This is a genomic window from Solwaraspora sp. WMMD406, assembly GCF_029626025.1.
Classification (GTDB): Bacteria; Actinomycetota; Actinomycetes; order Mycobacteriales; family Micromonosporaceae; genus Micromonospora_E.
This window is the reverse complement of sequence record NZ_JARUBF010000001.1, coordinates 3,403,643-3,415,509: the sequence shown is the minus strand read 5'-3', so window position 1 is coordinate 3,415,509 and position 11,867 is coordinate 3,403,643. Positions and strand designations below refer to the sequence as shown.

The window sequence follows — 11,867 nt, the reverse complement described above, 5'->3', positions numbered from 1 at the left end:
TCCCGAAACCGGCGGCGGCGCGCCCGGGCCTGTTCACCAGTTGTGCATCGACCCGTCGGTGAGCCGGTTGACCGGCAACGACGCCGGCGTGTACGGGTAGCGGGCGGCCGCCTCCTCGTCGATGTCGACGCCGAGACCAGGTTCCTCGCCCGGGTGCAGGTAGCCGTCGGCGAAGTGGTAGGAGTGCGGGAAGACCTCGTCGGTGGCCTCGGTGTGCCGCATGTACTCCTGCAGCCCGAAGTTGGGAATGCTCAGGTCGACGTGCAGCGCGGCGGCCATGCAGACCGGCGACAGGTCGGTGGCACCGTGCGAGCCGCTGCGCACGTGGTGCAGCGCGGCCAGGTCGAAGATCCGCCGCAGGTGGCTGATCCCGCCAGCGCGCACCACTGTGGTCCGGACGTAGTCGATCAGCTGTTCCTTGATCAGCTGCTGGCAGTCGAAGATGGAGTTGAAGACCTCGCCGACCGCGATCGGCGTGGTGGTGTGCTGGCGGATGAGCCGGAAGCCCTCCTGCAGCTCGGCCGGCACCGGATCCTCCATCCAGGTCAGCCGGTACGGTTCGAGGTCCTTGCCGAGCCGGGCCGCCTCGATCGGGGTGAGCCGGTGGTGGACGTCGTGCAGCAGTCGCAGGTGCGGGCCGAACTCGTCGCGTACCGCCGCGAAGACCTTCGGGGTGTGCACCAGGTAGCGCTCGGTGGACCAGGTGGTCTCGGTCGGGATGGCGGCGTCGGCCGGCTCGTAGAACATCCGGTCCTTGCCGACCCCGTACGTCGCCGGTAGGCCGGGTACGGCGGTCTGCACCCGTACGGCGCGGTAGCCGAGGTCGACGTAGCGGGCCACCTCGGCGAGCACGTCGGGGACGGTCTCGCCGTTGGCGTGGCCGTAGACGGTCACGCCGTCGCGGCACCGGCCGCCGAGCAGCTGGTAGACGGGTAGCCCGGCGACCTTGCCTTTGATGTCCCACAGTGCGGTGTCGACGGCGGCGATGGCGCTCATCGTCACCGGCCCACGGCGCCAGTACGCCCCACGGTAGAGGTACTGCCAGGTGTCCTCGATCCGCGCCGCGTCCCGGCCGATCAGGGTGGGGACGACGTGGTCGGTGAGATAGCTGGCGACGGCGAGTTCGCGCCCGTTGAGGGTCGCGTCGCCGATGCCGGTCACGCCGTCGGACGTGGTGATCTTCAGCGTGACGAAGTTGCGTCCCGGGCAGGTCACGATCACCCGGGCGTCCACGATCCGCATCGGTGTCTCCTCGTTCTGCGGCGCCGGCCCGCTGCCGCGCACCCGCCGCCGAGGCTAGCCGTTGCGATCTCTTGACGTGGCGTTCGTCGATGTCTAGCTTTTGTCGCAAGGATTTCCAGCAAGTTTCAACAGCTTTACAGCAAGAAGTGAAACCCACGGAGAAGACCATCACCCCGTCCCCAGGAGGAACGCCATGGTCCATACCCCGGGCCGTGCTCGGCCCCGCCGGTGGCTCACCGGGCTCGCCGTACTCACCCTGGTCCTGAGCGTCGGCGCGGTCACCGCCGGCGCGGTGACCCGCACCTCGTCCGCCGAGGCCGCACCACAGGGCACCAAGGACGTCACCGCCGTCCTGTTCTCCTGGCGCTTCGACTCCGTAGCCCGGGAATGCCGCGACACCCTCGGCCCGCTGGGCTACGGCTACGTCCAGGTCTCCCCACCCCAGGAACACATCCAGGGCAGCCAGTGGTGGACCCAGTACCAGCCGGTCAGCTACACCATCGCCGGCCGGCTCGGCGGCCGGACCGCGTTCAAGGCGATGGTGGACACCTGTCACGCCGCCGGCGTCAAGGTGATCGTCGACGCGGTGATCAACCACATGAGCGCCGGCTCGGGCACCGGCACCGGCGGCACCACCTACGCCAAGTACCACTACCCCGGCGTCTACCAGGCGCAGGACTTCCACTCCTGCCGGACCAGGATCAGCGACTACCGCAACCGCTACGACGTCCAGGAATGCGAACTGGTCGACCTCGCCGACCTGCACACCGGCACCGAGTACGTCCGCAACCGGATCGCCGCGTACCTGTCGGACCTGCTCGCGCTCGGCGTCGACGGCTTCCGGATCGACGCGGCCAAGCACATCGCCGCCGCCGACCTGGCGGCCATCCGGTCGAAGATGAGCAACCCGAACGCGTACTGGATCCAGGAGGTCATCCACGGCGCGGGCGAGGCGGTGCAGCCGGGCGAATACACCGGCACCGGCGACGTGCAGGAGTTCCGCTACGCCCGCGACCTGCGCCGGATCTTCCTCGACGAACGCCTGGCCTATCTGCGCACCATCGGCCCGAGCTGGGGTTACCTGCCGAGTGGCCAGGCCGGGGTCTTCGTCGACAACCACGACACCGAACGCGTCGGCGACACCCTCAACTACAAGAACGGTGCCACCTACACCCTGGCCAGCGTCTTCACCCTGGCCTGGAACTACGGCGCACCCCACGTGCACTCCGGCTACGAGTTCAGCGACTTCGACGCCGGACCCCCCAACGGCGGTACGGTCGTCGCCTGCTACGCCGACGGCTGGCGCTGCCAGCACAAGTGGCGGCAGATCGCCAACATGGTGAAGTTCCGCACCGCCGCGCACGGCACCGGCGTGGTCGACTGGTGGGACAACGGCAACGACCAGATCGCCTTCGGTCGGGGTGACCGGGCGTTCGTGGTGATCAACAAGGAAGGGTCGACGTTGACCCGGACCTTCCAGACGTCGCTGCCGGCCGGCACCTACTGCGACGTACAGCACGGTGACCCCACCTCCGGCGGCGGCTGCACCGGGCCGACGGTGACGGTGAACACCGCCGGCCGGTTCACCGCCAGCGTCGGCCCGAACGACGCGCTGGCCGTCCACGTCGGTGCCGGCGGCCCGGGCACCAGCCCGGCGCCGTCGACCGGACCCAGCTCGGCGGCGTTCGCGGTGACCGCCACCACCGTCTGGGGCCAGAACATCTTCGTCGTCGGCGACCACGGCGCGCTCGGCGGCTGGGACCCGGCCCGGGCGGTGCCGCTGTCGTCGGCCGGCTACCCGGTGTGGCGCGGCACGGTCAGCCTGCCCGCCGGCACCACCTTCGGCTACAAGTACCTGCGCAAGAACGCCGACGGCACCGTCACCTGGGAAAGTGGCGGCAACCGGACCGGCACCACGCCGGCCAGCGGGACCGTCACCCTCACCGACACCTGGCGAAACTGACCTCGACCCGTCCGTACGGACCGGAAGCTCGACCCGGCCCGTACGGACGGGAAGATCGCGACCGGGTGCCGGGTTGGGCAGGAGTGTGACCGACGTACCGCTCTCCGTCCTCGACCTCGCCCCGGTCGCCGCCAGTGGCACCACCCGTGAGGCGCTCCAGCACACCACCACCCTGGCCCGCCGGGTCGAGCAGCTCGGCTACCGGCGGTTCTGGGTGGCCGAGCACCACAACATGCCCGGTATCGCCAGCTCCGCGCCGGCCGTACTGCTCGCCCACCTGGCGGCCGCCACCTCGACGATCCGGATCGGTTCCGGCGGGGTGATGCTGCCCAACCACGCGCCGCTGGTGGTCGCCGAGCAGTTCGGCACCTTGCAGGCGCTGCACCCGGACCGTATCGACCTGGGCATCGGCCGTGCTCCCGGCACCGACCAGGCCACCGCGCTGGCCCTGCGCCGGACGATGGCCGGGCTGAACGCCGAGGCGTTCCCGCAGGAGCTGGCCACCCTGATCAGCTACTTTCGCGGTGACCCGGGGCCGATCAGGGCCACTCCGGGCGCCGGGCAGATGCCGGCGATCTGGCTGCTCGGGTCCAGCGGGTTCAGCGCCCAACTGGCCGGCACGCTGGGTCTTCCGTTCTCGTTCGCGCACCACTTCAGCCCGGCGAACACCCTGCCGGCGCTGGCCCTCTACCGCCAGCACTTCCGCCCCTCGGTCTGGCTCGACGAGCCGTACGCGATGGTGGCGGTCAACGTGATCTGCGCCGACACCGACGCGCGGGCCGAGTGGTTGTCCGGCCCGTCCGGACTGGCGTTCCTGCGGCTGCGCGCCGGACGGCCCGAGTCACTGGTCAGCCCGGAGGAGGCGGCGGCCTACCCGTACACCGATCTGGAACGCGATTTCGTCCGGCAGCGCCACGACGGGCAGGCGCTCGGCTCGCCGGCCACCGTCCGGCGGGCGTTGACCGAGCTTGCCGAGCGCACCGGCGCCGACGAGCTGATGCTGACCACGTTCGTCTACGACGTCGCCGACCGGGTGCGTTCCTTCGAGCTCGTCGCGGAGGCCATGGCCGGGGACACCACGGCTGGCGGGGACACCACGGCTGGCAGTGTCACCACCGGGACGGGCGGCCCCGGCACCAGCTGAAACCAACCACGATGATCAATTGCGTGAAACAACAGCTTCATCAGCTGGTCACCGGTAGGCGACGGCTCGCCGGATATCGTCTACTCAGGTGATGGTTCGACGCACGAGATCACGCGTGGGGTGGATGTCGTCGCGTCCGTTGGCGGGGGACTGGGTTCCGGTCCCCCGCCAACGTCTTTCCCGCCCCGGGCAGCCGCCGATGATCAGCGCAGATAGACGTTGGGCTGCGGCGGGGTCGCCATGTTGTCGCCGATGAAGAACGACGGATGGGGCGGCTGGTTGTAGGCGGTGTTCTGCCAGGCGATCGCCACCCGGTACTGCGCGTCGTGCATCAGCGTGTGGATACGCCGGTCCGTCGAGTGGGTGGTGGCGTGGATGCGCAGCGCGCTCGAGTCCGACGTCCGCCAGATCGCCTCCTCGCGCCAGTCGCCGAACAGGTCGGCCGACAACGCCGGGGTCGCCTTGGTCCCGTTGTTGGACGCCACCCCGGAACCAGTGAGCAACCGGGTGTCGCCGGAGGTGCCGTACTTGTCGATCCGGGTCTGGTCGAGCAACTCCCGGACCGGGTCGCCGTCCCACCAGATGACGAAGTTGGCCGACGACGGCTTGCGCCCGACGTTGCCACCCCATGGCGAGCGCAACTCGTTGACCGCCGACGACCAGGACTCGGCCCCGGCACTGCCGGCCCAGATGTCCGCCGACACGCCCCGGCCGTTGTCGCCACCGGTCGGGGTCTGCCAGATGATCTGGCCGGTACGCGCGTCGATCAGCGCCGACGACGGCTTGCCGCCGTCCTCCTGGATCTTGAAGTACTCCAGTCCGGCCCGGGCCGGGTCGAGGTCGCCGACGTGACCGGCGTCGCCGTGGTTGAGGCTGGTGTTCCACAGACCACGGCCGTTGTCGTCGATGGTGGCGCCACCGAAGACGATCTCGTCACGGCCGTCGCGGTCGACGTCGGCGACGGACAGCGAATGGTTGCCCTGCCCGGCGTACCCGCCGTTGCCGGCGGAGTTGGAGTCGAACACCCACCGCTGGCTCAGGCCGCCGCCACGGAAGTCCCAGGCGGCGATGACGGTACGGGTGTAGTAGCCGCGCGACATGATCAGCGACGGACGCTGACCGTCCAGGTACGCCGTACCGGCCAGGAAGCGGTCCACCCGGTTGCCGTACGAGTCGCCCCACGACGACACGGTGCCCCGGGCCGGTACGTAGTTGACGGTGGACATCGCCGCGCCGGTCTGACCGTTGAACATGGTCAGGAATTCCGGCCCGGACAGCACGTAGCCGGACGAGTTGCGGTAGTCGGCGCTGGCGGAGCCGATCACCGTACCCCGGCCGTCGCGGGTGCCGTCGGCGGTCTTCATCGCCACCTCGGCCCGGCCGTCACCGTCGTAGTCGTACACCTGGAACTGGGTGTAGTGGGCGCCGGCCCGGATATTGCGTCCCAGGTCGATCCGCCACAGCCGGGTGCCGGTCAGTTCGTACGCGTCGACGTAGACGTTGCCGGTGTAGCCGGACTGGGAGTTGTCCTTGGCGTTGGACGGGTCCCATTTGAGGACGATCTCGTACCGGCCGTCGCCGTCGAGGTCACCGACGCTGGCGTCGTTGGCCGAGTAGCTGTACCACTCCCCCGACGGCGTGGTGCCGCCGGACGGCACCTGCAGCGGCACGTCGAGGTAGCCGTTGGCGAAGGTCAGCGACGCCGGTGACGCCGGCTGCTCGACGCCGTCGACCACGGCCCGCACCGTGTAGCTGGCGCTGGTGGCGGCTCCGGCGTCGTAGTAGTTGGTCGAGGTGGTGATCGGCGCGGACGTCAACCGGGTGGTACCCCGGTAGACGTGAAAGCCGGTGGCGGCGGCTTCGGTGCCGAGCAGCCGCCAGGAGACCAGGTTGCCGGAGCCGGACCGGACGCTGATCACGCCACGGTCGAGGTTCTCCATTTGTTTCGCCCCCGGCCCGGGCGGCGGGGTCGTCGGCGGTGGTGCCGTCGTCGGTGGTGGGGCGGTCGTGGGCGGGGCCGTGGTCGGTGGTGGGGCCGTCGTCGGCGGCGGTGCCGTCGTGGGTGGTGGGGCGGTGGTCGGTACGCCGGTGGTCGGTGCGACGCCGCCGGTGCAGGTGGTGCCGTTCAGCGCGAAGCTCGCCGGCACCGGGTTGCCGCCGGTCCAGGCACCGTTGAACCCGAACTCGGTGCTGGCGTTGGTGCCGAGGTTGCCGTTGTAGCCGACGTTGTCGGCGGTGACCTGGGCACCGCTCTGCGACACGGTCGCGTTCCAGGCCTGGGTGATGGTCTGCCCGGACCCGAAGGTCCAGGTCAACCGCCATGAGGTGAGGGGGTCACCGAGGTTGGTCACCCGGACGCCGGCGCCGAAGCCACCTGGCCACTGGCTGCTGATCCGGTAGTCGACGGCGCAGCCGGCGGCGGCCGAGGCCGAGGTGGCGACGATCGTGGTGAGGATTCCGGCGCTGGCGGCCGTGGCCGCGGCGGTGGCGACGGCGAGCACGCGCCGACGGGACGGACGGCTGGTCGAGGGAGGACGGTGATCGCGCATGGGTGCACTCCGGGAGGAGATGGCACGGCACTTGTGGCGACCGTCCTGGCTGCCCGGCCGAGGAACATCGGTCCGCCGTGGGTGATCCGTGCTGGTCGACGACCGCCTGACGGCGGTCGCGGGGGTCGGCTCCCGTGCCGCTTCATGCTAAGCAACCGCTTTCCCGCGAGCAATGGATCGCGTCGACCATTCGCGGTTTCATGGCCCACGAGTCGAATCGGATCGACCGTCGACACAGTCCGATCACCCCTACCCGCACGACTTACGCGCGCCGTTGACAGTTTGTTGGGTTACCAAAGAAACTAAAGGAACCGCCCGCGATCCGGCAGCTCCACCCGGGAGCTTTCGCCGTGCAGCCCCGAGGAGACCGCATGCCGTACCGTCCGCCCCTGGTCCCCCACGAGACGTTCGTGGCCGACCCGCCCGACCTGCCGGTACGCGCACCAGGCGAGCAGGGTCTCTCCGCGCTGGCGCGGGGCGAGGTGGTCAACACCGACGGCTCCGGGGTGATCTGCAAGGGCAGCACCACGGACGGCGATTCGCTGACGGTGACGATCAGCGCCGCCGGTGAGGGCGTGATCCGGGTACGGCTCAGCGCGGCACCGGACGCCCGCAGCCGCTCGGCCCGAGCGTTGCCGCTGGTCCACCCGCAGGCGCACCCGGCGCGCGTCACGACCGACGGTGACCTGGTCCGGATCGACGCCGGCGGCGTGGTCGCCGAGCTGCGGCTCGACCCCTGGCAGCTCCGCTTCCTCGACGCCGACGGCAGGTTGCTGGTCACCCAGAACCGCGGTGAGCGCGACATCAGCGGCCGGCTGCGGACCCTACCCTTCGGCCGATCCCTGGTCGACGGCGCGGTCGCCGCCTACCACGAGTGCTTCGACGCCCCCGGCGACGAACGCTTCGTCGGTCTCGGCGAGAAGTTCACCCGGCTGGACAAACGCGGGCAGCGGGCGCTGATGTGGAACTTCGACGCCTTCGGTGCCGAGTCGGACCGCTCGCACAAGAACGTCCCGCTCTACCTGTCCGACCGGGGGTACGGCGTGTTGGTCGACAGCGGCATGCCGGTCGAGTTCGACATCTGTTCCTCGACACACAGCTGCGTGCAGATCCTGGTGCCGGACGACCTGATCGACTACTACGTGATCGCCGGACCCACCCCGTCGGAGATCCTGGACCGCTACGACCAGCTGACCAGCCGGCCGGTGCTGCCACCGAAGTGGGCGTTCGGCACCTGGATCTCGTCCGGCTTCTACGTCGACACCCAGGAGTTGGTGCTGGAGCGGGCGCGGCGCATCCGGGCCGGCGGCATCCCCTGCGACGTGCTGCACCTGGACTGCTACTGGCAGGCCGACGGTGCCTGGTCGGACCTGGCCTGGGACGCCACCAACTTCCCGGACCCGGCCGGCATGCTGGCCACGTTGACCGAGCAGGGGTTCAAGGTCAGCCTCTGGATGAACCCGTACATCATGACCGGCAGCCCGGTCTTCGCGCAGGCCGACGCGGCCGGCTACTTCCTGCGCCGGGCCGACGGCAGCACCTACATCGCCGACGTCTGGCACGGCTCCTACCCGGTCTGCGGCATCGTCGACTTCACCAATCCGGCGGCCACCGAGTGGTTCACCGGGCTGCTGCGTGACCTGCTGCGCCAGGGCGCGATGGTGTTCAAGACCGACTTCGCCGAAGGGGTGCCGGCCGACGCGGTGGCCCACAACGGGATGACCGGCGTGGAACTGCACAACGTCTACACGCTGCTGTTCAACGACGCGGTGGCGGCGGTGACCCGGGAGGTCGCCGGGCACGGCATGGTCTGGGCCCGGTCGTCGTTTCTCGGCGGCCAGCGGCACCCGGCGCAGTGGAGCGGGGACGTCAACGCCACGTACCCCGGACTGGCCAGCACGCTGCGCGGCGGGCTGTCGCACGGCCTGTCCGGCATGCCGTTCTGGAGTCACGACGCCGGCGGGTTCCACGGCACGCCGACCCCGGACCTGTACGTACGCTGGGCGCAGTTCGGCGCGCTGTCGCCGCTGGTGCGGTTCCACGGCACCACCAGCCGGCTGCCGTGGGACTTTCCCGACGACGCCGCCCGCGAGGCGGTCGAGGCGATCCGGCTGCGGTACCGGCTGATGCCCTACCTGTACTCGGCGGCGGTGACCGCCGCCCGTACCGGTGCGCCGATGCTGCGGGCGTTGCTGGTCGACTCGCCGGACGACCCGGCCGCGTGGAACGCCGAGTTGGAGTACCGGCTCGGCACCGACCTGCTGGTCGCCCCGATGATCAACCCGGACGGGCAGCGGCAGGTCTACCTGCCGGCCGGCGACGACTGGATCGACTTCTGGACCGGCGAGGTGCGGCCCGGCGGACGGCATCTGCGGGTGCGGACGCCGCTGGAGCGGATCCCGCTGTTCGTCCGGCGTGGTGCGCTGATCGCCACCACCGAGGTCGGCGACACCGTCGGGGACGGCCCGTTCACCGACGTGACGGTGCAGAGTTGGGGTGGTCTGACCGCCGAGACGGTGATCCGCGACGTCGACGGTGACACCGTCGTGCTGCTGGTCCGCGACGGGGACACGGTACGAGCGTCGGTCGACGGCCCGCTGCCGGTACGCCGGATCGCGTTCCCGCCGGTGACGGGAGCCGAACCGCCGGTCAGGGTGCTGATCGACGGTGTACCGGCACCGATGGGGACCGTTGACGGTGTCCCGACCGCCGTGCTCGCCAGCGGCTGACAGCGTTCGCGGCCCGGCCGGGCCGGTGCGATTCGCCGGCGCGGCCGGACCGGTCCGATCAGCCGGGCCGGGCCGGCCGGGCCGTGGTCAGCCCTTGATCGCGCCGGTGATCACGCCCTTGGTGAAGTGGCGCTGCACGAACGGGAAGATGATCACCGCTGGTAGCACCGTGATCACCACGACGGCCATCTTGACCGCCAGGGTCGGCGGGTACGCCGACACGCCGGGGATGTTCACCGGCGCTCCGGTCACCGCCGGCGACTGCCCGGCCAGGATGTAGCTCTGCAGCACCCGCTGGATGGGCCATTTGTCGTTGTCGTCGATGTAGAGCACCGCGTTGAAGTAGGCGTTCCAGTAGCCGACGGCGTAGAACAGGCCGACCACCGCGATCACCGCCTTCGACAGCGGCAGCATGATCTGCCAGAGGATCCGGAACTCCCCCGCTCCGTCGATGCGGGCGCTGTCGATCAGCTCACCGGGCACGTTCATGAAGAACGCCCGGATCACCACCAGGTTGAACACGCTGATCGCGGTGGGCAGGATCAGCGCCCAGAGGCTGTTCTTGAGCCCGAGCCCGGTGACCACCAGGTAGCTCGGCACCATGCCGGGATAGATGAGGAACGTCAGCAGGAACAGGAACAACAGCGGCCGGTGGGCGAGCGAATCCTTGCGGGACAGCCCGTACGCGGCGAGCACGGTCAGCACCAGGCTGAACAGGGTGCCGACCACGGTGACCATGGTGCTGACCCACACGGCGCGGCTGATCTGCCCGCCGGAGAAGATGTTCACGTATGCCGACAGGTCGATCTCCCGGGGGACGACGACCATGCCACCGGTGGCGTTGATCGTTTCCCGGGAGGCCAGACTGGTCACCAGCACCGACCACAGCGGAAACAGCACGGCCAGCACCATCGCGCTCAGGACGAGTGCCTTGACGCCCTGACCCACCGGGCTCGGTGCCTCTTCCCACACCGGGCGGGCCGGTCGGCCCCGCCCGCCGAATCTCCCCCGCCCGCCGCCACGGCCCGGTCCCGTACGGGGGTTGGTCGGATCGAGCTTCGGGCGCCGGCCCCGGATCAGCTGGGTCGCGATGCTCACTTGGAATACACTCCCTGCTCGCCGAGACGGTGGGCGAACTTGTTCGCGGCGATGATCAGGACCAGCCCGATGACGCCCTTGAACAGGCCGGCGGCGGCGCCCATCCCCCACTGCTGCGGGATGATCGCCTGGTAGTAGACGTAGGTGTCGAGCACTTCGGCGGCCTGCCGTCCGACCGCTTCCCGTTGCAGGATGAACTGCTCGAAGCCGACGGTGAGCGCGTCGCCGAGCCGCAGGATCAGCAGCAGGACGATCACCGGCCGCAGACCGGGCAGGGTGATGTGCCACAGCCGCCGCCACCGGCCGGCGCCGTCGGCGGCCGCCGCTTCGTACAGGTTCTGGTCGATCGCGGAGAGCGCGGCGAGGAAGATGATCGCGCCCCAGCCGACGTCCTTCCACACCGATTCGGCGGTGACCAGGACGATGAAGGTGTCCGGGTTGCTCATGATGGTCAGCGGTTCCAGCCCGGCGTCGCGCATGCGTTGGGCGAGCAGGCCGGCCCCGCCGAGCATCTGCATGAAGAACGTGACGACCAGCACCCAGCTGAAGAAGTGCGGCAGGTAGACCACGCTCTGAATCAAGCCACGCACCCGGCCGGAGAGGATGCTGTGCAACAGGATGGCGAGCAGGATCGGCAGCGGGAAGAAGAACACCAACTGGAACGCGGTGATGGTCAACGTGTTGAGTACCGCGTCCCAGAACGCCGGATCCCGGAACAGCGTCTCGAAGTTGCCGAAGCCGATCCACTCGCTGTAGACGAACGCCTCGAACGCGTTGTCGCCGACCCACGGGTTGTAGTCCTGGAACGCGATCACGTTGCCCAGGGTCGGCAGGTAGTGGAAGACCAGCAGCAGCACCGCGGCCGGGGCCGCCATCGCCAGCAACGGCCAGTCGCGACGCAGCCGGGCCCGCAGCGGCACCGTCCGTCGGCGGGTGCGGCGGCTGTTCGGGGTACGGCGGGAGCGGCGGTCGCCGGCCGGGGTGGGCTGGTCCGCCGACCGCCGGCTCTGGTCGTCACCGGAGCCGGCGGTCACGGACGTCTCGACCGAGGTCATCGGATTCCTTCCGTGGATACTCCGGTCTTCAGGACTCCGTTGGGGAATGGCCAAGACATGATGTACCGGCCGCGTTCACCAACTTCT

At 69.9% G+C, this 11,867-nt stretch carries 7 protein-coding genes; 3 read left to right on the top strand and 4 right to left on the bottom strand.

Annotated elements, in window-relative coordinates:
* Positions 1 to 33 precede the first annotated feature (33 nt).
* On the bottom strand, positions 34 to 1,242 hold the full coding sequence (gene manD / locus O7632_RS15300; RefSeq protein ID WP_278115032.1) for a D-mannonate dehydratase ManD: 1,209 nt from the start codon (positions 1,240 to 1,242) through the stop codon (positions 34 to 36).
* Between the two features lie 193 nt (positions 1,243 to 1,435).
* On the opposite strand from manD, the gene O7632_RS15295 reads away from it, so the two are divergent.
* The gene (locus O7632_RS15295) at positions 1,436 to 3,205 is read left to right on the top strand and encodes a carbohydrate-binding module family 20 domain-containing protein (protein ID WP_278115031.1); all 1,770 of its coding nucleotides are present in this window, start codon (positions 1,436 to 1,438) and stop codon (positions 3,203 to 3,205) included.
* A gap of 85 nt (positions 3,206 to 3,290) precedes the next feature.
* Positions 3,291 to 4,349, top strand: coding sequence for an LLM class flavin-dependent oxidoreductase (locus O7632_RS15290; RefSeq protein ID WP_278115030.1), 1,059 nt, complete (start codon positions 3,291 to 3,293; stop codon positions 4,347 to 4,349).
* A gap of 203 nt (positions 4,350 to 4,552) precedes the next feature.
* Here O7632_RS15290 and O7632_RS15285 read toward each other — a convergent pair whose 3' ends face one another.
* Positions 4,553 to 6,898, bottom strand: a complete 2,346-nt coding sequence (locus O7632_RS15285; protein ID WP_278115029.1) for a cellulose binding domain-containing protein — start codon at positions 6,896 to 6,898, stop codon at positions 4,553 to 4,555.
* A gap of 371 nt (positions 6,899 to 7,269) precedes the next feature.
* Here O7632_RS15285 and O7632_RS15280 point away from each other — a divergent pair, with 371 nt between their 5' ends.
* Positions 7,270 to 9,627 carry a TIM-barrel domain-containing protein gene (locus O7632_RS15280; protein ID WP_278115028.1) on the top strand — a complete coding sequence of 786 codons (2,358 nt, stop codon included), beginning with the start codon at positions 7,270 to 7,272 and terminating at the stop codon, positions 9,625 to 9,627.
* Between the two features lie 87 nt (positions 9,628 to 9,714).
* On the opposite strand, the gene O7632_RS15275 is transcribed toward O7632_RS15280, so the two are convergent.
* The gene (locus O7632_RS15275; RefSeq protein ID WP_278115027.1) at positions 9,715 to 10,725 is read right to left on the bottom strand and encodes a carbohydrate ABC transporter permease; all 1,011 of its coding nucleotides are present in this window, start codon (positions 10,723 to 10,725) and stop codon (positions 9,715 to 9,717) included.
* On the bottom strand, positions 10,722 to 11,780 hold the full coding sequence (locus tag O7632_RS15270; RefSeq protein WP_278115026.1) for an ABC transporter permease subunit: 1,059 nt from the start codon (positions 11,778 to 11,780) through the stop codon (positions 10,722 to 10,724). Before O7632_RS15270 ends, O7632_RS15275 begins: the two co-directional genes overlap by 4 nt.
* Positions 11,781 to 11,867: the final 87 nt, after the last annotated feature.